This is a genomic window from Sinorhizobium meliloti (assembly GCF_017876815.1).
GTDB classification, from domain to species: Bacteria; Pseudomonadota; Alphaproteobacteria; order Rhizobiales; family Rhizobiaceae; genus Sinorhizobium; species Sinorhizobium meliloti.
On the sequence record NZ_JAGIOS010000001.1, the window covers coordinates 1,290,905 to 1,313,742 of the forward strand.

Annotated in this window: 23 protein-coding genes; 15 read left to right on the plus strand and 8 right to left on the minus strand. The window is 63.4% G+C overall.

Going from position 1 to position 22,838, the window contains the following annotated elements; all coding sequences use genetic code 11:
• Positions 1-88: 88 nt before the first annotated feature.
• The 4 genes from JOH52_RS06165 to hslV all read right to left on the minus strand — a co-directional run bounded on the left by JOH52_RS06165 (position 89) and on the right by hslV (position 3,618).
• Positions 89-1,039: a DUF1402 family protein gene (locus JOH52_RS06165; protein WP_003531977.1), complete on the minus strand. Its 951-nt coding sequence runs from the start codon at positions 1,037-1,039 to the stop codon at positions 89-91.
• A 206-nt stretch (positions 1,040-1,245) separates the two neighbouring features.
• Positions 1,246-2,553, minus strand: coding sequence for an ATP-dependent protease ATPase subunit HslU (hslU, locus tag JOH52_RS06170; protein WP_010968322.1), 1,308 nt, complete (start codon positions 2,551-2,553; stop codon positions 1,246-1,248).
• Entirely contained in the window at positions 2,550-3,071 is a 522-nt protein-coding gene (locus tag JOH52_RS06175) for a GNAT family N-acetyltransferase (protein ID WP_013844959.1), read from the minus strand. The genes hslU and JOH52_RS06175 overlap by 4 nt, the downstream gene beginning before the upstream one ends.
• A complete protein-coding gene (hslV, locus tag JOH52_RS06180; RefSeq protein WP_003531980.1) occupies positions 3,061-3,618 on the minus strand; it encodes an ATP-dependent protease subunit HslV in 558 nt (185 codons plus the stop codon). The genes JOH52_RS06175 and hslV overlap by 11 nt, the downstream gene beginning before the upstream one ends.
• Positions 3,619-3,938: 320 nt before the next feature.
• On the opposite strand from hslV, the gene hisB reads away from it, so the two are divergent.
• The 8 genes from hisB (at position 3,939) to JOH52_RS06220 (ending at position 9,940) form a co-directional block, all read left to right on the plus strand.
• A complete protein-coding gene (hisB, locus tag JOH52_RS06185; RefSeq protein ID WP_010968320.1) occupies positions 3,939-4,547 on the plus strand; it encodes an imidazoleglycerol-phosphate dehydratase HisB in 609 nt (202 codons plus the stop codon).
• Positions 4,548-4,573: 26 nt separating this feature from the next.
• Entirely contained in the window at positions 4,574-5,047 is a 474-nt protein-coding gene (locus JOH52_RS06190) for a DUF2628 domain-containing protein (protein ID WP_003531987.1), read from the plus strand.
• Complete coding sequence (gene hisH / locus JOH52_RS06195) at positions 5,047-5,697, plus strand: imidazole glycerol phosphate synthase subunit HisH (RefSeq protein ID WP_010968319.1); 651 nt, start codon at positions 5,047-5,049, stop codon at positions 5,695-5,697. Before JOH52_RS06190 ends, hisH begins: the two co-directional genes overlap by 1 nt.
• 32 nt (positions 5,698-5,729) lie before the next feature.
• A complete protein-coding gene (gene hisA, locus JOH52_RS06200; RefSeq protein WP_003531989.1) occupies positions 5,730-6,473 on the plus strand; it encodes a 1-(5-phosphoribosyl)-5-[(5-phosphoribosylamino)methylideneamino]imidazole-4-carboxamide isomerase in 744 nt (247 codons plus the stop codon).
• On the plus strand, positions 6,470-7,246 hold the full coding sequence (hisF, locus tag JOH52_RS06205) for an imidazole glycerol phosphate synthase subunit HisF (RefSeq protein WP_010968318.1): 777 nt from the start codon (positions 6,470-6,472) through the stop codon (positions 7,244-7,246). The genes hisA and hisF overlap by 4 nt, the downstream gene beginning before the upstream one ends.
• Positions 7,247-7,310: 64 nt before the next feature.
• Positions 7,311-7,634, plus strand: a complete 324-nt coding sequence (locus JOH52_RS06210; RefSeq protein WP_003531991.1) for a phosphoribosyl-ATP diphosphatase — start codon at positions 7,311-7,313, stop codon at positions 7,632-7,634.
• Positions 7,631-8,626, plus strand: a complete 996-nt coding sequence (gene coaA, locus JOH52_RS06215) for a type I pantothenate kinase (RefSeq protein WP_010968317.1) — start codon at positions 7,631-7,633, stop codon at positions 8,624-8,626. Before JOH52_RS06210 ends, coaA begins: the two co-directional genes overlap by 4 nt.
• A gap of 237 nt (positions 8,627-8,863) precedes the next feature.
• On the plus strand, positions 8,864-9,940 hold the full coding sequence (locus tag JOH52_RS06220; RefSeq protein WP_010969728.1) for an ISAs1-like element ISRm21 family transposase: 1,077 nt from the start codon (positions 8,864-8,866) through the stop codon (positions 9,938-9,940).
• Between the two features lie 475 nt (positions 9,941-10,415).
• Here the strand turns inward: JOH52_RS06220 and JOH52_RS06225 are convergent, their stop codons facing one another.
• From JOH52_RS06225 to JOH52_RS06240, 4 genes are all read right to left on the minus strand, one after another.
• Complete coding sequence (locus tag JOH52_RS06225) at positions 10,416-11,027, minus strand: alpha-ketoglutarate-dependent dioxygenase AlkB (protein ID WP_013844958.1); 612 nt, start codon at positions 11,025-11,027, stop codon at positions 10,416-10,418.
• Between the two features lie 113 nt (positions 11,028-11,140).
• Positions 11,141-11,614: a peptidoglycan-binding protein LysM gene (gene lysM / locus JOH52_RS06230; RefSeq protein ID WP_010968315.1), complete on the minus strand. Its 474-nt coding sequence runs from the start codon at positions 11,612-11,614 to the stop codon at positions 11,141-11,143.
• An 85-nt stretch (positions 11,615-11,699) separates the two neighbouring features.
• Complete coding sequence (gene arfB, locus JOH52_RS06235) at positions 11,700-12,134, minus strand: alternative ribosome rescue aminoacyl-tRNA hydrolase ArfB (protein WP_003531995.1); 435 nt, start codon at positions 12,132-12,134, stop codon at positions 11,700-11,702.
• A 103-nt stretch (positions 12,135-12,237) separates the two neighbouring features.
• Positions 12,238-13,848, minus strand: a complete 1,611-nt coding sequence (locus JOH52_RS06240) for a phosphoenolpyruvate carboxykinase (RefSeq protein WP_010968314.1) — start codon at positions 13,846-13,848, stop codon at positions 12,238-12,240.
• 341 nt (positions 13,849-14,189) lie between these two features.
• On the opposite strand from JOH52_RS06240, the gene chvI reads away from it, so the two are divergent.
• The 7 genes from chvI to JOH52_RS06275 all read left to right on the plus strand — a co-directional run bounded on the left by chvI (position 14,190) and on the right by JOH52_RS06275 (position 22,833).
• Entirely contained in the window at positions 14,190-14,912 is a 723-nt protein-coding gene (chvI, locus tag JOH52_RS06245; protein WP_003531999.1) for a two-component system response regulator ChvI, read from the plus strand.
• A 433-nt stretch (positions 14,913-15,345) separates the two neighbouring features.
• Positions 15,346-17,079, plus strand: coding sequence for a sensor histidine kinase (gene chvG, locus JOH52_RS06250; protein WP_215624655.1), 1,734 nt, complete (start codon positions 15,346-15,348; stop codon positions 17,077-17,079).
• Positions 17,076-17,522: an HPr kinase/phosphorylase gene (locus JOH52_RS06255; protein ID WP_003532002.1), complete on the plus strand. Its 447-nt coding sequence runs from the start codon at positions 17,076-17,078 to the stop codon at positions 17,520-17,522. Before chvG ends, JOH52_RS06255 begins: the two co-directional genes overlap by 4 nt.
• 280 nt (positions 17,523-17,802) lie before the next feature.
• Positions 17,803-18,204, plus strand: a complete 402-nt coding sequence (locus JOH52_RS06260; protein WP_003532013.1) for a PTS sugar transporter subunit IIA — start codon at positions 17,803-17,805, stop codon at positions 18,202-18,204.
• Positions 18,201-18,494 (plus strand): HPr family phosphocarrier protein, encoded by a 294-nt coding sequence (locus JOH52_RS06265; protein ID WP_013844956.1) that lies wholly within the window; start codon positions 18,201-18,203, stop codon positions 18,492-18,494. Before JOH52_RS06260 ends, JOH52_RS06265 begins: the two co-directional genes overlap by 4 nt.
• Positions 18,495-18,650: 156 nt before the next feature.
• Positions 18,651-20,051 carry an adenosylhomocysteinase gene (gene ahcY / locus JOH52_RS06270; protein WP_003532016.1) on the plus strand — a complete coding sequence of 467 codons (1,401 nt, stop codon included), beginning with the start codon at positions 18,651-18,653 and terminating at the stop codon, positions 20,049-20,051.
• 301 nt (positions 20,052-20,352) lie between these two features.
• A complete protein-coding gene (locus JOH52_RS06275) occupies positions 20,353-22,833 on the plus strand; it encodes a sensor histidine kinase (RefSeq protein ID WP_013844955.1) in 2,481 nt (826 codons plus the stop codon).
• Positions 22,834-22,838 lie beyond the last annotated feature (5 nt).

Below are 22,838 nucleotides of genomic sequence, written 5' to 3' on the forward strand. Positions count from 1 at the left end.
ATGCTCTTGTCTGCGTACCGTTCCAGTTTTTTACGGCGCAATCAAGAAATGCTTCACGTGAATCGCGATGATTCCGGGCGACAAAGGATCACAACAGGCTTTCGAGCTCTGCCAGTTTGTCGTTGACGAGCCAGCCGTAATAGTTCTCCTCCGGCCAGTGGACCTCGCCCCCCTGGTTCTTCGCGGCAAGCGCGGCCGCACGGGCATCCGGATTGCCGACATTATAGAGCGTTGCCGTCAGGCCCGGATTGCCGGAGATATCCATGCCGGCGATCGTGCGATAGGCGTCGATCGAATGCCGGATGGAGGCGGCCATATAGGCAAGCGACACGTCCGGGTCCATGATCGCCTCATAGACGCCGGCGGCATTGCTTTCATCGAGGCGCTCATAGCCGGAGACGCGCGAGACCATATCCGTCAGCATCAATGCGGTCAGCGGATTGATCTGGCCGAGACCGAAGGTCTGCCCGGCGAAGAACGGCTGGAAGAAGACGGCACTGAAGCGGTTGTTCGGGAAGGATTTGCCGGCCACCGTATGGCCGCGGAACTGGCTGTCCCAGACCCGCTCGCGGCAGCTCCAGAGCGCGTAGGAGCCTTTCTTGCCGGCGCATTCGGCAAATTCGGGCCGCTCGACGAATTCGGCGATGGACTCGCCCTCATGGCCGAACTGGAAGCTGTCGCCCGCATAGGCGGCCGCCTTGACGTAATAGGATTGCAGCCGGTCATAGGCGTCGACATTGTAGGTGTGTTCGCCGACGATCGCCCCGACCATGTGGATGGGCGCGATGCCGTAGGCGCCCGCGACCGACTTGATCTTGCCGACGAGGCTGCGGTCGGTGGCGAGAAGCTCGCGCACCTTCTCGTATTTCGCGTCGAAGGATGTGCGGCCGGCCTTGGTGCGGCGCACCGAGGCGCCGGGAACGCCCGGCTGCTCGACGTGGCGATTGCCCTGCGGGACGATGAGTATCCCGCTCGCAGCCGAAGGCCCGGCAGCGAGGCAAAATGTGAAGATCACGAGCATGCAGGCGGTAAGGCGCACGATCTGTTTTCCTGTAGAACTCTTCCAAGAACCGGCGGATCCCGCCCGTTCGGCGGCGCCCCTAAGGCAAGATCATGTCGGAATGATGCCTTAATTCTTAACGGCTCTGATCGGTCTAGAAAAAATGAAGGCGCCTGTCGAGTGACAGGCGCCCCACAATTCGGTGATCGGCTGCTCCCGGCGCCGTGCCGGGTCAGAGGATCGCGTCAGAGGATATAGCGCGACAGGTCGGTATTGGCCGCGAGATCGCCGACATGCCGGCGAACGTACTCGGCGTCGATCGTGACGCCCTGGCCGCCCCGATCGGGCGCGTTGAAGGAGACGTCGTCGAGCACCCGCTCCATCACGGTCTGCAGGCGACGCGCGCCGATGTTCTCGACATTGGCGTTGAGCTGGACCGCGACCTCCGCCAGCGCATCGATCGCGTCCTCGGTGAAGTCGAGGGCAACACCCTCGGTCTCGAGCAGCGCCTTGTACTGGCGGATGAGGCTCGCCTCCGTCTCGGTCAGGATGCGGCGGAAATCCTCCTTGGTGAGGGCCCGAAGCTCGACGCGGATCGGCAGGCGCCCCTGCAGCTCCGGCAAAAGATCCGACGGTTTGGCGACGTGGAACGCGCCGGAGGCGATGAAGAGGATGTGATCGGTCTTCACCGGCCCGTATTTCGTCGCCACAGTCGTGCCTTCGACCAGCGGCAGGAGGTCGCGCTGCACGCCTTCGCGCGACACGCCGGCACCGATGCCGCCTTCGCGGGTGGCGATCTTGTCGATCTCGTCGAGGAAGACGATGCCGTCGTTTTCCGCCGCCGCCACCGCCTCTCGCTGGATCTGCTCGTTGTCGAGCAGCTTGTCGGACTCGTCGTTGACCAGGAGCGCATAGGAGTCCTTGACCGTCGTCTTGACCTTCTTGGTCCTGCCGCCGAGTGCCTTGCCGAACATTTCCGAGAGGTTGAGGACGCCGATATTGGCGCCCGGCATTCCCGGGATCTCGAAGGCGCCGCCGGGCGAGCCGGCTTCGGCGACATCGACCTCGATCTCCTTGTCGTCGAGTTCGTTGGCGCGCAGCTTCTTGCGGAAGGAATCGCGGGTTGCCGGCGAGGCGGTGGTGCCGACCAGCGCGTCGAGAACGCGCTCCTCGGCGTTCTGATGAGCCTTCGCCTTCACTTCGGCGCGCCTTTTCTCCCGCACGAGGCTGATGCCGACCTCCACGAGATCGCGCACGATCTGCTCCACGTCGCGGCCCACATAGCCGACCTCCGTGAATTTCGTGGCCTCCACCTTGACGAAGGGCGCGCCGGCGAGCTTGGCGAGACGACGGGAAATCTCCGTCTTGCCGACGCCGGTCGGACCGATCATCAGGATATTCTTGGGCATGACCTCGTCGCGCAGCTCGTCGTCGAGCTGCTGGCGGCGCCAGCGGTTGCGCAGCGCAATGGCAACCGCGCGCTTCGCGTCCTTCTGTCCGATGATGTAGCGGTCGAGCTCCGACACGATTTCCCTGGGTGAAAAGTTGCTCATCGATTCCTCTCAAATTCCGTCCGCTTGAGCTCCATCAGGAGGGTTCGACCGGACTCGTCTATCCATTCGCCAAAAGGTACGAAACCGGCCTTCGCATAGGCTCGGACGGCGCGGCGGTTGCCGGCGTCGGGGTCGATGACGATGCGCGCGGCGCCGCTTTCGAACAGTCTTGCGGCAAAGGCTCTGAGCGCCATGGCGGCGACGCCTTTGCCTGTCATTTCGGGCGGGCCGATGAAGATGTCGACGCCGGGCGTGTCGCCCGACAGGTCCTTGGCCCAGGGCTCCTCGTCATATTCCGACGGGACCCAGGACTGGATATAGCCGGCCGGCTCCCCCTTCACACGAAAGACGAAACCGTCGACCTCACCCTTCGCACAACCGTCCCGTATCAGCCCGAGTTCCACATCGGGATCGCCCCACCACTGCCGGACATGCGGCTCGGAAAGCCAGGCGAGGAGCATCGGCAGGTGGCCCTCGGCCACCGGCTCGAAGCTGACCTCTGCCGGCTCATTCCGCATCCAGCGTCTCCACGACGACGTTGTGGTTGGTGTAGACGCAGATGTCGCCGGCGATTTCCAGCGCGCGGCGGGCGATCTCCTCGGCCGACTTGTCGCTGTCCATGAGCGCCCGTGCCGCGGCAAAAGCATAGTTGCCGCCCGACCCGATGGCGATCGTCCCGTGCTCGGGCTCGAGAACGTCGCCGTTGCCGGTGATCGCCAGCGTCACCGTCCGGTCGGCAACCAGCATCATCGCCTCAAGATTGCGCAGATACTTGTTGGTACGCCAGTCCTTGGCGAGCTCTACGGCCGCCCGCATCAGCTGGTCGGGATATTGCTCAAGCTTCGCCTCCAGCCGTTCCAGAAGCGTGAAGGCGTCCGCCGTCGCGCCGGCGAAGCCTGCAATCACGTCGCCCTTCGACAGGCGGCGGACCTTGCGGGCATTGCCCTTCATAACCGTCTGGCCGAGGCTCACCTGGCCATCGCCCGCCATAACCACTTTGCCGCCCTTGCGCACCGTAATGATGGTGGTCGCATGCATCGTTCCGTAAGGATTGTGTTCGCTCATGAAAGTACCTTTGGGCCCGGGAAGCCGGGGGGATGCGGCTCGAATGAGCCTGGTTGCTTGAGGCCTATGTAAGTCGCAGCCGCGCGATTGCAAATGTGCGAACCCGCGTCCGGGCGCCTTTCGTTTTCATGTCGCCGCGGCGGACCGAATCTCCGTCGCAGTTCTGGATATTTCATGCCTCCCCTGATAAGGAGCGGCTCTGTGACGGAATGCGAAGAGCGAAGGCGGTATTTCGGCCCTCTCCGCAACGCCCGAAAACGATGTTGCTCCGATAGCCCGGCTGGCCCAAAGTCATCGGAGAGTGCAGACAGGAGAGCCTGATGGCAGACGTGATGCCGAGCCGCACCGGCCAAGTTTCGCGAAAGACGAATGAAACCGCCATATCCGTCTCGGTCAATGTCGACGGAACGGGCGTATCGAAGATCGCGACCGGCGTCGGCTTCTTCGACCATATGCTGGACCAGCTCTCGCGCCATTCGCTGATCGACATGGAGATCAAGGCGGAGGGCGACCTCCATGTCGATGATCACCACACGGTCGAGGACACGGGCATCGCCATCGGCCAGGCGCTGGCCAAGGCGCTCGGCGATCGCCGCGGCATCACCCGCTATGCCTCCATCGACCTCGCCATGGACGAGACGATGACGCGCGCCGCCGTCGACGTCTCCGGCCGGCCGTTCCTCGTCTGGAACGTGACCTTCACGTCGCCGAAGATCGGCACCTTCGACACCGAACTCGTGCGCGAATTCTTCCAGGCGCTCGCCCAGCATGCCGGCATCACGCTGCATGTGCAGAACATCTACGGCGCCAACAACCATCATGTCGCCGAGACCTGCTTCAAGTCCGTCGCCCGCGTGCTCCGCACGGCAACCGAAATCGATCCGCGCCAGGCGGGACGCGTCCCCTCGACCAAGGGGACGCTCGCCTGAGCCGGCCAGTATCTGGTTTAAAGACCATGGCCTCCTACCTGATCATGACCCCGCCCGGCGCACCGGCCGATGACGAAAGGGCGCGGTTCATCGCCGACGGATTCTCCTGGGCCGCCTTCTTCTTCCCCGGTCCGTGGCTCATCGTCAAACGCGCGTGGCTCATCGGAATCTTCGTTTCCGTTCTGCAGTTCCTGTTGCTTCTTGCGGCAACGATGCCCGGCGGCTTCAGCGCAGCGCTGCTCATCCATCTGGCGCTCGGTCTCATCGTGTCGCTCGAAGGACCGCTTCTCGTCGCCCGCAAGCTCTCCGCACGCGACTGGACGTTTCGTTCGGTCGTTCCGGCACGCGATCTCGAGACGGCCGAAGAAATCTATTACTCGAATGCCGAGCCGTCCGCCCGTGAGGGACATGCGGCTCCCATGCCGGCCGACCGGTCCGCCACGGGACGGCCGGGCGCTGCCGCCGGGCTCGGCTTCTTTGAATCCTATGGAGAGCGCTGATGCGGGTCGCCATCATTGACTACGGGTCGGGCAATCTGCGCTCGGCTACGAAGGCCTTCGAGCGCGCCGCCCGCGAGGCGGGCATCGCGGCCGAAATCGATCTCACCGACAGGCCGGAACGGGTGGCCACGGCCGATCGCATCGTGCTGCCGGGCGTCGGCGCCTATGCCGATTGCCGCCGCGGCCTCGCCGTCGTGGAGGGCATGGAGGAAGCGCTGACGGAGGCGGTCGAGAAAACCGGCCGCCCCTTCTTCGGCATCTGCGTCGGCATGCAGCTCATGTCGTCCCGCGGACTCGAAAAGACGGTGACGAAAGGTTTCGGCTGGATCGCCGGCGATGTCGTCGGGATGACGCCCGAGGACCCCTCGCTCAAGATCCCCCAGATCGGCTGGAACACGCTTGATCTCAAGCGCCCGCACCCGCTCTTCGACGGCATTCCGACCGGCGAGAACGGTCTGCACGCCTATTTCGTCCATTCCTACCACCTCGCGGCGGAGCGTGCCGAAGACGTGGTGGCCGAGGCGGGCTATGGCGGCCCGGTGACGGCCTTCGTCGCACGCGACAACAAGGCGGGCTCGCAGTTCCATCCGGAAAAGAGCCAGGCGCTCGGCCTTGCCCTCATTTCCAATTTCCTGCGCTGGAAGCCCTGAGGCTGCCGCGTCATTTCTGATCGGACGAACAAATGATTCTCTTTCCCGCGATCGACCTCAAGGACGGGCAATGCGTGCGCCTGAAGCTCGGCGACATGGAGCAGGCGACGGTCTATAATCCCGACCCGGCCGCCCAGGCACGCGCCTTCGAGGAGCAGGGTTTCGAGTGGCTGCACGTGGTCGACCTGAACGGCGCCTTTGCCGGGGAGACCGTCAACGGCGCGGCGGTCGACGCCATCCTCAAGGCGACGAAGAACCCGGTGCAGCTCGGCGGCGGCATCCGCACGCTTGAGCATATCGAGAACTGGCTTTCGCGCGGGCTGAAGCGCGTGATCCTCGGCACCGTCGCGGTGCGCGATCCGGCCCTGGTGATCGAAGCCTGCCGCAAGTTCCCGGGACGGGTCGCCGTCGGCATCGATGCGAAGGGCGGCAAGGTCGCCGTCGAGGGCTGGGCGGAAGCCTCCGAGCTCGGCGTGGTCGAACTCGCCAGGAAGTTCGAGGGGGCGGGCGTCGCGGCGATCATCTATACGGACATTGATCGCGACGGCATCCTGACCGGCATCAACTGGGCTTCGACGCTCGAACTCGCGGACGCGGTTTCGATCCCGGTCATCGCCTCGGGCGGCCTCGCCTCGATGGACGACATCCGCCGCATGACCGAACCGGATGCGCAAAAGCTCGAAGGCGCGATCTCCGGCCGGGCGCTTTATGACGGGCGGATCGATCCGAAGGAAGCCCTGGATCTGATCCGCGAAGCAAGAAAGGGGAAGTTATGACCCTTAAAGCCCGTGTAATCCCCTGTCTCGATGTGAAGGACGGCCGCGTCGTAAAGGGCGTGAACTTCGTCGATCTGATCGACGCCGGGGACCCGGTGGAGGCGGCACGCGCCTATGACGCGGCCGGGGCCGACGAGCTCTGCTTCCTCGACATCACCGCCTCCTCCGACAATCGCGAAACGATCTTCGACGTCGTCGCCCGCACCGCGGAGCAATGCTTCATGCCGCTCACCGTCGGCGGCGGCGTGCGCCAGGTAGCGGACATCCGCAAGCTCCTGCTTGCCGGCGCCGACAAGGTGTCGATCAACACGGCGGCGGTGAAAAATCCGGAATTCGTCGCGGAAGCCGCCGACAAGTTCGGCGACCAGTGCATCGTCGTCGCGATCGACGCCAAGAAAGTCTCGGCGCAAGGTGAGGCGGACCGTTGGGAGATATTCACCCATGGCGGGCGGCAACCGACAGGCATCGACGCGATCGAATTTGCGCGGAAGGTCGTCGATCTCGGCGCCGGCGAAATCCTTCTCACCTCCATGGACCGCGACGGTACGAAGAGCGGCTACGACATCAGCCTGACACGGGCGATCGCCGATGCGGTACGCGCTCCCGTCATCGCCTCCGGCGGCGTCGGCACGCTCGACCACATGGTCGAGGGCATCCGCGACGGCCATGCGACTGCCGTGCTCGCCGCCTCGATTTTCCACTTCGGCACCTACAGCATCGGCGAGGCGAAGCGCCACATGGCCAAGCACGGCATCGCCATGCGGCTTGATTGAGACAGTAACGATGCAGGCCAGAGGGGTGAACGCGTATGCCGCATAAGACCCAAGGGATCCGACAATGACCGACTTCACCCTTTCCGACCTGGAGAAGATCGTGGCGACCCGCGCCCGGGCGGCGCCAGAGGAGTCCTGGACCGCCAAGCTGGTGGCGGCCGGGCAGACGAAGGCTGCCAAGAAGCTCGGCGAGGAGGCGGTGGAAACGGTCATCGCCGCGATCGGCGAGGACCGGAAGAATCTGGTCGATGAGAGTGCCGATCTCCTCTATCATCTTATGGTCGTATTGAATATCGCCGCCGTCCCGTTGCAGGATGTGATGAGCGAACTGGCCAGGCGGACGAGCCAATCCGGCCTGCAGGAAAAAGCGAACCGGCAGAATCCATGAGCATCGCCGCGAAAGACATCGAACCGGCCGACATTCCGGGAAATCTCCAGGGGGGCGAATATTCGCCCTATCACGTCTTCTCCGCGGAGGAATGGTCGCGCTTTCGCGCCGACACGCCGCTGACGCTGACGGCCGACGAGGTGCAGCGCCTGCGCTCTCTCAACGATCCGGTCGATCTCGACGAGGTGCGACGGATCTATCTCTCGCTCTCACGACTCCTCTCGGCCCATGTGGAGGCGTCGCAGATCCTCTTCAGGCAGCGCACGCGCTTCCTCAGCATGTCGAACGAGACGAAGACGCCCTTCGTCATCGGCGTCGCCGGCTCGGTCGCCGTCGGCAAGTCGACGACCGCGCGCATCCTTGCCGAGCTTCTCGCGCGCTGGCCCTCGAGCCCGAAGGTCGACCTCGTCACCACCGACGGCTTTCTTTATCCGAATGCGGTTCTCCAGCGCGAAAACCTGATGGACCGCAAGGGTTTTCCAGCGAGCTACGATATCGGTGCGCTGCTCAGATTCCTCTCGGCGATCAAGGCGGGCCGGCCGAACGTCAAGGCTCCGACCTATTCGCACCTGACCTATGACGTGATCCCCGACCAGTTCCAGGTGATCGACCGGCCGGACATCCTGATTTTCGAAGGGATAAACGTACTGCAGTCGCGCGATCTTCCGGCCGACGGCAAGATCGTGCCGATGGTCTCCGATTTCTTCGACTTTTCGATCTATATCGATGCCGAGGAGAGTCTGATCCACAGCTGGTACGTGAACCGCTTCATGCGACTGCGCGAAACCGCGTTCCAGAGCCCGCAGTCCTTCTTCCATCGCTATGCGACGATCAGCGAGGATGCGGCGCGCGCGATCGCCGAGGGCCTCTGGCACAATATCAACCTGAAGAACCTGCATCAGAACATCCTGCCGACGCGGCCGCGCGCCGATCTCATCCTGCAGAAGGGTCCCAACCACCTGACGCAGACGGTGGCGCTCAGGAAGCTCTGAGCGAGGTGATCGTGTTTTGAGAAGACCCCTCCCCACAGTGGGAGGGGCTTAATCCGCCGCGCCCGCGTCGCCCCTGATGACCGCCGCCACAGTTTCAAGATTGCAGGGACGACAGACGGCCGCCGCAAGCGCCGAGCCCCTCCCCCTTGTGGGCAGGGGAATCGCATTTAGCAAATAAGCGGTTGTTTTGTTGCGGCAAATCGATTCTTGGAGTTCTCCGCTGACTTGGAGGTCTCGATGAGTAGATTTGCCGCTTGCTTTGAAGATTTGCCCGATCCGCGCGGTCGCAATGCGCGCCATCCGTTGACGTCGATCCTGTTCATTGCCGTTGCGGCGATTGTCTGCGGTGCGGAAAGCTGTACCGATATGGCCGATTTCGGCGTTGCCAAGAAGAAATGGCTGAAGACAATCGTGCCGCTGCCCTATGGCATTCCCAGCCATGACACCTTCTCCACCGTCTTCCGCCATCTCGATCCGGATGCCTTTGACGCGGCCTTTCGCCGTCTCACGGCGAGCTTTGCGCAGGGTCTCGAAGGGGTGGTAGCGATCGATGGCAAGGCGGTGCGCGGTGCCTACCGGCGCGCCGCCAAGGCCACGCCACTCCACTTCGTCAATGTCTGGGCTGCCGGTCCCGGTCTGGTCATCGGCCAAAAGCTCGCGCCGGGCCGCAATGAGGTGCAAGGGGCTCTCGATGCGCTCGCGCTGCTGGCACTGGAGGGCTCTATCGTCACCGCCGATGCCCTGCATTGCCGGCCCGACACCGCCCGCGCCATCCTCGCTGCCGGCGGCGATTATGCTCTGGCACTGAAGGCCAACCAGCCCGGCCTCTTGGCCCAGGCGCTCGCCCGCATCGAGGACGCCGACCACGTCGAGAGCATCCAGATTGCAGCCGAGACTGCCCATGACCGCACCGAGACACGCCGCGCCAGCGTTGTGGCTGTCGACGATATCAACTTTCCGGGCCTGCAGGCCATCGGCTGCGTCGAGACCACAAGCCGTCATACCAACGGCCATTTGACCAGCCATGTCCGCTACTTCCTGCTCTCCACCACCATGTCGCCGAGCGCGCTGATCGAGGTTGTAAGAACCCATTGGCAAATCGAAAACAAACTGCATTGGGTTCTGGATGTCCACTTCCGCGAGGACGCCGCCAGAAACCGCAAGGACAACGGCCCTCAGAACATTGCCTTCTTGCGCAAGATCGCTCTCAACCTCTTGCGATCTCACCCCGACAAGGCCTCCATCCGCCGGAAAATCAAAAAGGCGGGCTGGGATGACCAATTCCTCACTTCTCTTATCGCTCATATGCGATAGCCCTGCCCTTGTGGGGAGCTACGGCATGCACATATCTCTTGCGCGCCGGTGCGGCGGATACTGCTCATGAAGGGGATCCCTCGGGAACCCAACCGCCTCAACCCCGCTCGGTCTCGGTTGCCCCTCAACCGGCTGCCGCCACCTTCTCCCCGCAGGCGGGGAGAAGGGATATGCCGCGCCCGCTCGCTCCCTCGGGCGGGCGGTGAATGCGGGGTTCAGTTGGCGCCGCTTGTCCCTTCTCCCCCGCCTGCGGGGAGAAGGTGCCGGCAGGCGGATGAGGGGCGGGTGACCGCTAATGCCAATGTTAGCGCATACGGGTTTGATCCCAAGGACCCATCCGCAAGCCTCGCCACTGCTGGAAATACAGATGCCGCCACTCCGGAGTAAGTCCGCGAAGGGCTGGACAACAAGAGATATGTGCATGCCGTAGTTGTGACGAGGGGTTGGGGAGGGGCCTTTTGCGGACACCGCGACCTCAAGGATTGACCCGTCGCAGCGTCAGATTGAGCCGGCCGCCGCTCCTCAGGAGCGTCGACGTGTTCGGATAGATGCGGTCGACGCCGTGAAAGGCGAGGCGTCCTTCGCCGCCGAGCACGACGACGTCGCCGCTTTCGAGCCTGAAAGACACGGTCTGTCCGCCGCGCGTGCGGCCGCCGACGCGGAAGAGGCAGTCGTCGCCGAGCGAGATCGAAACGACGGCGGTCTCGAGATCGCGCTCGTCCCGGTCCTGGTGGAGCCCCATGCGTGCCTCTGCCGAGTAGAAATTCACCAGGCAGGCCTCGGGGGACTTGTCGCTTCCGGCCACGGCATTCCAGATGTCCTGCAGCATGCCCGGTATCGGCGGCCACGGCTTGCCGGTGACCGGATGCGTGGCCTGGTAGCGGTAGCCGCGCTCGCGGTCGGTGACCCAGCCGAGCGCGCCGCAATTGGTCATGCGCACGGACATGGGTTTGCCGGTCTTCGGCATTGCGGGCGCGAAGAGCGGAGCCTCCGCCACGACGGCGCGGACGGCCTCGACCAGTTCCTCCTGGCGCGAACGGTCGAGGAAACCGGGAATGTGTCTCACCCCTTTCGGCAGCACAAGCATTGGCGGCATCCTGTCATGCGGTATCGATCGAATCCTCCCGTCAGCAGATCGGGCGGGAGATGACAGGTACATAGCGCTCACCAGGGTCGGGATCGACCCGAAACGGCCTTCGTTCAGCCGGCATCCAGATCCGGGATGCGCAGCACCTGCCCCGGATAGATCTTGTCGGGATGGGTGAGCATGGGCTTATTGGCTTCGAAGATCGCGGTGTGCTTGGCGCCCTTGCCCTTGCCGTAATGCGCCTCGGCGATCTTCCAGAGATTGTCCTCCTTCTTCACTGTGTGGAAGACCGGGGCCTTCGCCTCGGCCGGCGCGGCGGCGCCGTCGGCGACCTTGAGCTCGGATGCCTCGACCTTGGATATGCCGAGCGTATTGCCGACCGCCACGACCGCCTTCTCGAAGGTGGACTGGTCCCGTACGACACCCTTCAGTACGACCTTGTCATCCACGACGTCGACCTTGACGTCCTTCGTGCCGAGATCATGGGAAGCGAGCTCCTTTTCGACACTCGCCGCATCCGGCGGCGTGTCGTCGCCGCCAATCCCGAGCTTCTTTCCCGCGTTCTTGATGAAACTGAACAAACCCATGATTGCCTCCTCTTCCGCAGACTATCCAATAAGAGAGGGCGATTGCGGGAAAAAGACAAGAGGAGCGAACACAACTTTCGCGCGCTCAGTCGCCGGCGGGGCGGCCGCGCAGCTTCTTGACTTCGGAACGGCCGGATTTTTCCTTCAGCCGGCGCTCGATCGAACCGCGCGTCGGCTTCGTCTTCCTGCGCGGCGGGGGCGGCGGTTCCGCCGCCTTCAGGATCAGTTCCTTCAGCCGCTCGCGGGCGTCCTCGCGATTGCGTTCCTGACTGCGGAAGCGATTGGCTTCGATCATCAGGACCCCCTCTTTCGAGGCGCGGCGTCCGGCGAGCTTCAAGGCATTGGCCTTGACGCGCTCCGGCAGGGACGGCGAAGCCTGCACGTCGAAGAAAAGCTGGACGGCCGTCGAGACCTTGTTGACGTTCTGCCCGCCCGGGCCGCCGGCCAGCACGAATTGCTCCGTGAGCTCCCATCCGGCGATCACGATGTTTTCGTTGATGTAAAGCGGTTCGCTTGCCATGGTTCTTCCTCGGCCGTTCTATCGCATGCCTGAAAACCAGCCGCAAATGCAAAACCCGGCCGCAGGCAGCCGGGTTTCACGTGAATCATGGCAAGAGACCGGTTTATTCGGCGGCCACCCTCGCGCCCGGGGCTGCGTCGCGCACGCTGCCGTCGACATGGCGCTCGAACTTGGCGAAGTTGGCAATGAACATGTCGACGAGGCGCCGTGCCTGGGTGTCATAAGCCACGCCATCCGCCCAGGTCGAGCGCGGGTCGAGAATGCCGGCCTCGACGCCCGGTACCGACACCGGCACCGCGAAGCCGAAATTCGCATCCGTGCGGAACGAGGCGTTGTTCAGCGAGCCGTCGAGCGCTGCCGAAAGAAGCGCGCGCGTCACCTTGATCGGCATGCGGCTTCCCGTGCCAAAGGCGCCGCCGGTCCAGCCGGTGTTGACGAGCCAGCAGGTGACGCCGTTCCTGGCGATGAGGTCCTTGAGAAGATTGCCGTATTCGGACGGATGGCGCGGCATGAAGGGTGCGCCGAAGCAGGTCGAGAAAGTCGCCTCCGGCTCCGTCACGCCCTTTTCGGTGCCGGCAACCTTGGCGGTGTAGCCGGAGAGGAAGTGATACATGGCCTGTTCCGGCGTCAGCTTGGCGATCGGCGGCAGAACCCCGAAGGCGTCCGCCGTCAGCATGATGATCGTGCGCGGCTGCGGCGCCGTGCCGGTCTTGCTGGCGTTCGGAATGAAGTGCAGCGGATAGGCGCAGCGGGTGTTCTCCGTCAGCGAGCCGTCGTCGAAGTCAGGAAGGCGCCGCTCGTCGAGGACGACGTTCTCCATCACGGTACCGAAGCGCCGCGTCGTCGCAAAGATCTCGGGCTCGGCCGCTTCCGAAAGGCGGATCGCCTTGGCATAGCAGCCGCCCTCGAAATTGAAGACGCCCTTTTCGCTCCAGCCGTGCTCGTCGTCACCGATCAGGGTACGGTTCGGATCGGCGGAGAGCGTCGTCTTGCCGGTGCCCGAGAGGCCGAAGAAGATCGCCGTGTCGCCGGCGGGCCCGACATTGGCCGAGCAGTGCATCGGCATCACCGACTTCTCGGGCAGCAGGTAATTGAGAACGGTGAAAACCGACTTCTTCATCTCGCCCGCATAGGAAGTACCGCCGATCAGCACGAGGCCGTTGGTCAGGTCGCAGGCGATGACCGTCTCGCTGCGGCAGCCGTGGCGTACGGGATCGGCCTTGAAGCTCGGCAGGTCGATGATCGTGAGCTTCGGCTGAAAAGACGGAAGCGCCTCGCGCTCCGGGCGGATCAACAGATTGCGGATGAACAGCGAGTGCCAGGCGAACTCGGTAACGACGCGCGTCGGCAGCGCGTTCTCCGGGTCGGCACCGCCGACGAGGTCCTGGACATACAGCGACATGCCCTTTGCATGCGCGAGCATGTCCCGACGAAGAACCTCGAAATGCTCCGGCGAAATCGCGCTGTTGTTGTCCCACCAGATCTGGTCGGCCGTGTTGGCGTCGCGCACGACATACTTGTCCTTGGGCGAGCGGCCCGTGTGCTGGCCGGTGCGGGCGCAAAGCGCGCCATGGGCCGTCAATTCGGCTTCACCGCGGGCCAGGGCTTCTTCGTAAAGCTGCGCCGCCTCGAAGTTGTAGCGGACCACCGACAGGTCGGAAAATCCGATCGATTCCAGTCCGATAGAGGGATTGCGGCTGCCGAGCTCATCCATGGTCAAGCTTCCTTCGTGTTTGGCCATTGGCGTTGAATTTCGTCGGAACATACCGGCAAGGCTGACCCAAGACAAGATAGCCAATTCTAAAAGGATAATGAATTCAGTATATTAATCGATTTAAAGAAAAATATGCATTTTTTAATCGGTTGAATCGCAGCTTCCGGAAACCCACCTGCGAGGCCAATTGCGGGGAAACCGGATCAGGTGCTTTTGCACTTCGCCACAATTTGTTCCACCTTTATACTCAAGTAACGCGGCCGTGACTCGCGGTTGCCGCGATTCTTGCAACGCATCTCGAAGCGTCTCGGCAACCGGGCCTCGAAACGGAGTAGAATAAGATGCAGACCATCGCGCTTGTCGATGACGACCGCAACATCCTGACGTCCGTGTCCATCGCGCTGGAAGCCGAGGGCTACAAGGTCGAAACCTATACGGACGGCGCATCGGCGCTGGAGGGTCTGCTGGCGCGTCCGCCGCAGCTCGCTATCTTCGACATCAAGATGCCCCGCATGGACGGCATGGAGCTGTTGCGGCGGCTGAGACAGAAGTCCGACCTGCCCGTCATCTTTCTCACGTCCAAGGACGAGGAGATCGACGAGCTCTTCGGTCTGAAGATGGGCGCCGACGACTTCATCACCAAGCCCTTCTCACAGCGCCTCCTGGTGGAGCGCGTCAAGGCGATCCTGCGTCGCGCGGCCAACCGGGAGGCCGCGGCCGGGGGCACCGGACCGGCGAAGAATGCCGACACGCCTTCCCGCTCGCTCGAACGGGGACAGCTCGTCATGGACCAGGAGCGGCATACCTGCACCTGGAAGAACGAGTCCGTCACGCTGACCGTCACGGAGTTCCTCATCCTGCACGCACTGGCGCAGCGACCCGGCGTGGTGAAGAGCCGCGACGCGCTGATGGATGCCGCCTACGACGAACAGGTCTATGTGGACGACCGCACGATCGACAGCCACATCAAGCGGCTTCGCAAGAAGTTCAAGATGGTCGACAACGACTTCGACATGATCGAGACGCTCTACGGCGTCGGCTATCGCTTCCGCGAGACGGCCTGAGGGAGCGAGCCGGCGGATTGCGGATCACTCGTGGCCAGCGCCGTTGCGCCCGTGCCCCCCTTGTTGGATCACGATGTTTTTAGGTCGGGTCGACCTAAAAACATGAACGTGATCGACTAAGAAGTTAGCGGGATGCGGGCGGAAAACCGCACACAGTTTTCCTCATCCCGCTACTGCATGTTTCCTTTAATCGTATCCGATTAAAGGACAAAAACATGCAGCAGATCAAAGTGCTACAGTGACCTTTGCGCGTCTGGTAAGACGCGCGGCGCTGTAGCGCTTGCGCAGCAGCGCCGGCTGGCGTAGGGCATCGCGGGAACGGGCGAATGCGACAGGCGACGCGGGCAGTAGCGAACGTCGAATCGCGGGAGCGGGAGACTTGGTAGAAGTCTTGCAGGGCGATATCGAAGAAGCGGAAGGACGGGCATCGACGCTGCGCGGGCAGCGGCGATGGGCGCATCCCTTTACGCTGATCCGGCGCCTGTTCGGCAATGCGGTCTTCTCGAGCCTCACGCGGCGCATCGTCTTCTTCAACCTGGTGGCGCTCGTGGTCCTCGTCGGCGGGATCATGTATCTCAACCAGTTCCGGGAAGGTCTGATCGACGCCCGGGTGGAGAGCCTTCTGACGCAGGGCGAGATCATCGCCGGCGCCATCTCGGCCTCCGCCTCGGTGGACACCAATTCGATCACCATCGATCCGGAAAAGCTGCTCGAATTGCAGGCCGGTGAAAGCATCACACCGCTGCCGAGCGACGAAGACCTCGAATTCCCGATCATTCAGGAGCGCGTGGCGCCGGTCTTGAGAAGACTGATCTCGCCGACACGCACGCGCGCGCGCCTCTTCGACGCCGATGCCGACCTGCTGCTCGATTCGCGCCACCTCTATAGCGGCGGACAGGTGCTTCGTTTCGACCTGCCGCCGGTCGATCCGGAAAGTCCGAGCCTCGCCGATGAGTTCGGCACCTGGTTCAACCGGCTGCTGCAGCCGGGCGACCTGCCGCTCTACAAGGAGCCGCCGGGCGGCAACGGTTCGATCTATCCGGAGGTGATGAACGCCCTGACCGGCGTGCGCGGCGCCGTGGTGCGCGTGACCGAGAAGGGCGAGCTGATCGTTTCGGTGGCCGTTCCGGTACAGCGCTTCCGTGCGGTCCTCGGCGTGCTCCTCCTCTCCACCCAGGCCGGCGACATCGACAAGATCGTCCATGCCGAACGGCTGGCGATCATCCGCGTTTTCGGCGTGGCCGCACTGGTCAACGTCATCCTCTCGCTGCTTCTCTCGTCGACGATCGCCAACCCGCTGCGGCGGCTTTCGGCCGCGGCCATCCGCGTGCGCCGCGGCGGCGCCAAGGAACGGGAGGAGATCCCGGACTTCTCATCCCGCCAAGACGAAATCGGCAATCTTTCCGTGGCGCTCCGGGAGATGACGACGGCGCTCTACGACCGCATCGCGGCGATCGAGAATTTCGCCGCCGATGTGAGCCACGAACTCAAGAACCCGCTGACGTCGCTTCGCAGCGCGGTCGAAACCTTGCCGCTCGCGCGCAACGAGGAATCGAAGAAGCGGCTGATGGACGTCATCCAGCACGACGTGCGACGCCTCGACCGGCTGATCAGCGATATCTCCGACGCCTCGCGCCTGGATGCGGAGCTTGCCCGCGCCGACGCGAAGAAGGTCGACCTCGAAAAGCTGCTCGGCGACCTCGTCGAAATCTCACGCCAGATCCGGGGCAGCAAGAAACCGGTGCTGCTCGACTTCGTCGTCGACCGCAAGGACAATCCGCGCGCAAGCTTCATCGTCAGCGGCTACGAGCTGCGCATCGGCCAGATCATCACGAACCTGATCGAAAACGCCCGCTCCTTCGTCCCCGAGCAGAACGGCCGCATCGTCGTCCGGCTGACCCGGTCGCGATCGAGGTGCATCGTCTATGTCGAAGACAACGGCCCGGGCATCCAGGCGGAGGACATCGACCGTATCTTCGAGCGCTTCTACACAGACCGGCCGGAAGGCGAGGACTTCGGCCAGAACTCGGGACTCGGCCTTTCGATCTCGCGCCAGATCGCCGAGGCGCATGGCGGAACGCTCAGGGCCGAGAACATCGCCGGCAAGGACGGCCGCATCAGCGGCGCCCGCTTCGTTCTCTCGCTGCCCGCCGGACCGCACCCGTGAATGCGCCCTTCGTCAATGTCCACGGGACCGCGATCGTTCTCGGCACGACCGGGCTGCTGATCACAGGGCCTTCCGGCTCGGGCAAGTCGGCGCTCGCGCTTTCCTGTCTTTCGGAAGTGAGGCACCGGGGCCGCTTCGCCGCGCTCGTCGCGGACGACCGCGTCGATCTGACGCTCGAGAACGGGCGCATCGTCGCGCGCTGCCCTGCCGCCATTCGCGGGCTCATCGAAATCCGCGGATCCGGAATTGCGGAAGTCGATACCGTCTCCGCCTGTGTTCTCGATTGGGCGATCATGCCGGTCAGGGCGCCCTTCGATCCGCGTCTGCCGCCGGAGGAGGAGTTGCAGCTCGAGATCGGGAGAAATCTGCCGCTGTTGCGCCTCCCCGTTGAAGGGCCGCTGTCCCCGGTCGATGCGCTCGCCGCGCTTCTGCCCCAAATCTAGAGCGGGATGAGCAAAAGTGTTTGCGGTTTTCCGCCCGCATCCCGCGTCTCAACTTCTAGGAATCGATCACATTCATGTTTTTAGGTCGACCCCGACCTAAAAACATCGTGATCTAGGACTTTAGCCTTATCGGAAGGCAGTGCGGCTGCTTTTTCGGCATTTTTGGCTTGCACTTCGCCTTTTCCTTGCCAAGATGGCGCCCCCAACAGGTGGACGAAATTGCTGCATTGCGATATCTGGCCATCAACGAGTTGCATATGCAGTTGGAGCAAAGATACCCATGATCGGACTTGTGCTTGTCACTCATGGCAAGCTGGCGGATGAGTTTCGGCATGCTTTGGAGCATGTCGTCGGTCCGCAAAAAGCTATCGAGACCGTCTGCATAGGCCCCGAGGACGACATGGATCAGCGGCGTCAGGATATCCTCGATGCCGTCGAAAAGGCCAATGAAGGCGACGGCGTCATCATCCTGACGGACATGTTCGGCGGTACCCCCTCCAATCTCGCCATTTCCGTGATGCGCGGCGGCAGCGTCGAGGTCATCGCCGGCGTCAACCTGCCGATGCTGATCAAGCTCGCAGGCGTGCGCGGCGAAAGCGACATGGACAAGGCGCTGGTGGAAGCCTCCGAGGCGGGGCGCAAATACATCAACGTCGCCAGCCGGGTTCTGAGTGGAAAATGATGGACCACCGCCCCGACACGGCTCTGACGCGCGAACTGCTCATCGTCAACAAACGCGGCCTGCATGCGCGTGCCTCTGCGAAATTCGTGCAGACCGTCGAGACCTTCGACGCGGAGATCACCGTCTCCAAGGACGGCATGACCGTCGGCGGGACCTCGATCATGGGGCTGATGATGCTGGCGGCGAGCACCGGCTGCTCGGTCTTCGTCACCGCCAGCGGCGCTCAGGCCGAAGAAGCGCTCAACGCGCTGGATAGGCTGGTTCGCGACAGGTTCGGCGAAGAGATGTGACCGATATAAACATATAAAGACCTCTTTATATGTCGGTTGCCCTTCACGGGGTTTCCTGATAGACCGAAGGCACGCTGCCCGCGATCGCGGGAGGCACTGTCATGCCGCCAAACGGCCATGTGGCCGCGCGGCCCTAGGATCAGCCTGGAGAACTTCATGAGCGCAACTCAGGACTATATCGTCGCCGACATCGGGCTTGCCGACTTCGGCCGCAAGGAAATCGCCATCGCCGAAACGGAAATGCCGGGCCTGATGGCCTGCCGTGAGGAGTTCGGCGCATCGAAGCCGCTGAAGGGCGCCCGCATCACCGGCTCGCTCCACATGACCATCCAGACCGCCGTGCTGATCGAGACGCTGGTTGCGCTCGGTGCCGAGGTCCGTTGGGCGTCGTGCAACATCTTCTCGACCCAGGACCACGCTGCCGCCGCCATTGCCGCGAGCGGCGTACCCGTCTTCGCCGTCAAGGGCGAGACGCTCGAGGAATATTGGACCTACACCGACAAGATCTTCCAATGGGCCGATGGCGGCGTCTCGAACATGATTCTCGACGACGGCGGCGACGCGACCATGTACATCCTGCTCGGCGCCCGCGCCGAGGCCGGCGAGAACATTCTGACGAATCCGGGCTCCGAAGAGGAAGAGATCCTTTTCGCGCAGATCAAGAAGCGCCTCGCCGCGACACCCGGCTGGTTCACCAGGCAGCGTGACGCGATCAAGGGCGTGACCGAAGAGACGACGACGGGCGTCAACCGCCTCTACCAGCTCCAGGCCAAGGGCCTGCTGCCCTTCCCGGCGATCAACGTCAACGACAGCGTCACCAAGTCGAAGTTCGACAACAAGTACGGCTGCAAGGAATCGCTCGTCGACGGCATCCGCCGCGGCACCGATGTGATGATGGCCGGCAAGGTCGCGGTGGTCTGCGGCTACGGCGACGTCGGCAAGGGCTCGGCGGCCTCGCTCAGCGGCGCCGGCGCACGCGTCAAGGTCACGGAAGTCGACCCGATCTGCGCCCTCCAAGCGGCCATGGACGGCTATGAAGTCGTCCAGCTCGAAGACGTGGTATCCTCCGCCGACATCTTCATCACCACCACCGGCAACAAGGACGTCATCCGCATCGAGCACATGCGCGCGATGAAGGACATGGCGATCGTCGGCAATATCGGCCATTTCGACAACGAGATTCAGGTCTCGGCGCTACGGAACCTGAAGTGGACGAACGTCAAGCCGCAGGTCGACCTGATCGAGTTCCCGAAGGGCAACCGCATCATCCTGCTTTCGGAAGGCCGCCTGCTCAACCTCGGCAACGCCACCGGGCATCCGTCCTTCGTCATGTCGGCATCCTTCTCCAACCAGGTTCTGGCGCAGATCGAGCTCTTCACCAAGGGCGAGCAGTACAAGAACGAGGTTTACGTGCTGCCGAAGCAGCTCGACGAGAAGGTGGCGCGCCTGCATCTCGCCAAGCTCGGCGCCAAGCTGACCGAGCTCTCGGAGGAACAGGCCTCCTATATTGGCGTCAAGCAGCAGGGTCCGTTCAAGGCCGAACACTACCGGTACTAATCCTTACCCGGGCAATCCACAACATCTTGTGGCCGCGATCTTGACAAGAGATCGCGGCCGCTTTTTTGGGCCTCGCACTTTCAGCCGAATCGTCAAAGAAGTATGTTTAGCTTATCGATTCGTTATGCCAGCGCGGTCTTTCCGGGCTGGCGCGGTCGAAATGGGATGTCTTGTCGGACAGGCGGCAAACAGACGGAGACAGACCGGAGATGCAATCGGAACTGACAGGAGCCTTTGAACGGGCTCCGGCGCGCGGGGGCGCAAGGTCGCCGGCACTTTCCGGACGAACGGGGACGGCGCCGTGAAAACACATGAAACCATGTCTTCTGCAGGACGGCTGGGGGCGCCGAGACTGATCAAGCGGCTCCTTGCAGGAACGGTACTGCTTGCGGCAAGCGATGCCGCAGCCCAGGCCACCGATCCCGGCAGAAGCATATTCGGCACCTCCGAGGTCGTGACGTTCTCCGTCCTGATCGGCGTTATTTCCGCCGCCATGATTTCGGCGATCTGGCTCATCCGCCAGCGCGGCAACATCGAGGCCGAGAACCGCGAGCTTCGTTCCAATCTATCCGACGCGAACCAGCGCATTTCCCGCTTCCAGGCTCTCATTGCCGACAAGAACAGGCGCATCGTGATCTGGGACGGGCTAGCGGAGCGCCCCGAATTCCTCGGTCAGCTTCCGGCCGAAACCGGCGCGCCGCAGGACGACCGGGACTTTCTCGCCTTCGGCCGCTGGATCAAGCCACAATCGGCAGGCCAGCTCGAAAAGGCGATCGAGGCCTTGCGTGCCCAGGCGCAGAGCTTCGATCTCGTACTCGAAACCCAGCGCAACGAGGTACTCGAGGCCCAGGGCCGGGTATCCGGCGGGCGGGCCTTCGTGCGCTTCATCGCGCTCAACAATCTCAGGGCCGAACTCGCCGAGCTGAAGCTCGAGCGCGACCAGCTGCATGCTTCGCTTTCGACGTTCCGCACGCTGCTCGACGCGGTCGATCTTCCCGCGTGGCAGCGCGGAGGAGACGGCAGGCTCGAATGGGTCAATGCGGCCTATGCCAATGCGGTCGAAACCCAGAGCGCGAGCACGGCCGTCGCCGAAGAGCGCGAGCTGCTTGCGACCACGGCCCGCGAGCGTATCCGGGCGGTCTCGACGCTCCAGACGCCTTTCCGCGACAAGGTTTCGACGGTGGTCAGGGGCAACCGGACGTTCTTCGACGTCGTGGACGCCCGCACGCCCGCCGGCTCCGCCGGAATCGCAATCGACGTCTCCGGCATCGAGGCGGTGCGCGAGGAGCTGGCGCGGACGCTCAAGAGCCATGCCGAGACGCTCGAACACCTGGCAACGCCGGTGGCAATCTTCGACGGCAATCAGCGGCTGCAGTTCTACAATCAGGCCTTCCAGCGGCTTTGGGATCTCGACATGGGATTCCTCGAGCGCAAGCCCGACAACGGCGAGGTGCTCGATCGGCTGCGTGCCGGCGGCAAGCTGCCGGAGCAGCTCAACTGGAAGCAATGGAAGACGAGTGCGCTCTCCGTCTATCAGGCGATCGATACGCAGTCCGATCTCTGGCACCTGCCGAACGGCCAGACGCTCCGCGTTTTCGCCACCGCGCGGCCGCAGGGCGGCGCCACCTGGGTGTTCGAGAACCTGACGGAACGGGTCGATCTCGAAACGCGCTACAACACGCTGGTCCAGGTCCAGGGCGAAACGATCGACCATCTCGCCGAGGGCGTCGCCGTTTTCGGCCCCGACGGCCGCATCCGGCTCTCCAACCCGGCCTTCCGGGCGATCTGGGGCATCAGCGAGACCGAGGCGCAGCCGGGCACCCATATCCGCGCGATCGAGCAGGCTTGCCTCGCCTCCTACGACCAGCCCGACGGCTGGAAGCGCTTCGCCCATATCATCACCAGCTTCGACGACGAGCGACCGTCGAGCCGCGGCATTCTGGAGCTGCGCACCGGCCTCATCCTCGACTACGCGGTCATTCCGCTGCCCAATGCCCAGACGATGCTGACCTTCGTCAACATCACCGACAGCGTCCGCGTCGAGCGCGCACTCACCGAGAAGAACGAGGCGCTGCGCAAGGCGGATGCGCTGAAGAACGATTTCGTGCACCACGTCTCCTACGAGCTGCGCTCGCCGCTGACCAACATCATCGGTTTTGCCGACCTTCTGAAAACGCCGGTCTTCGGCGAGCTCAACGAGCGCCAGGCCGAATATGTCGACCACATCGCCACCTCCTCGTCGCTGCTTCTGACGATCGTCAACGACATCCTCGATCTTGCAACCGTCGATGCCGGCATCGTCGAGCTCGAACTCTCGGAGGTGAATCTCATCGACCTGATCGACGACGTGACGCAGCAGATGGGCGACCGGCTGGTCGAGAGCGGCGTGTCGCTTCGAACCGATGCACCCGACAATCTCGGCCGCATCACCGCGGACCAGCAGCGGCTGAAGCAGATCTTCATAAAGCTTCTCACCAATGCGGCGAATTTCGCGCCGGACGGGAGCACGATCGAGCTCAAATGCTGGCGCGAGGGGAGCGACTTCGCCTTCTCCGTCACCGACACCGGACCGGGCATCCCGCAGGACGTTCTCAACACCGTGTTCAACCGCTTCGAAAGCTACGGCCAGCGCGGCGGCGCGGGTCTGGGCCTGTCCATTGTGGAGAGCTTCGTCAGCCTTCACCACGGCAATGTTTCGATCCGCAGCAAGGAGGGTGAAGGTACGGCAGTAACCTGCCGCATTCCCTCCGCCGAAGCGCCGAAGGTCATCGCGGCGGAATAGATGAA